The sequence below is a fragment of the Frankia sp. Mgl5 genome (genome assembly GCF_023242985.1).
GTDB classification, from domain to species: Bacteria; Actinomycetota; Actinomycetes; order Frankiales; family Frankiaceae; genus Parafrankia; species Parafrankia soli.
Window position 1 is genome coordinate 1 of the sequence record NZ_JALKFY010000585.1, and the last position, 328, is coordinate 328.

The following is a 328-nucleotide window of genomic DNA, read 5'->3' on the forward strand; positions in this document are numbered from 1 at the left end:
CTTCTGTTTTTCCGCCAACTGAAGCTTCGCATCCTCTTTTCGCGCGAGAAAAGCAAGCTCTCGCTGCAGCTTCTGATAGTTTTGATAACGGGCGTCATCCAGCGTCCCATCGCTGATCGCCTGCTTGACCGCACAGCCCGGTTCCTTACGATGCTGACAGTCGCGGTAATAGCAGTTCTCGGCAATGGCTTCAACATCTTCAAAAGCATCGCGAAAACCTTCATCCGCTTCCCACATCTGGAGCTCCCGCATCCCGGGGGTATCAATGATGATGCCGCCCTGCGGAAGCACGATCAGCTCCCGGTGAGTAGTCGTATGTTTCCCGCGG

1 protein-coding gene is annotated in these 328 nt (G+C 55.2%); it reads right to left on the reverse strand.

What is annotated here, in order from left to right; genetic code table 11:
• Positions 1-328: GTPase RsgA (gene rsgA, locus MXD62_RS10750; RefSeq protein WP_285224034.1), on the reverse strand; the 328-nt coding region annotated here is incomplete at both ends.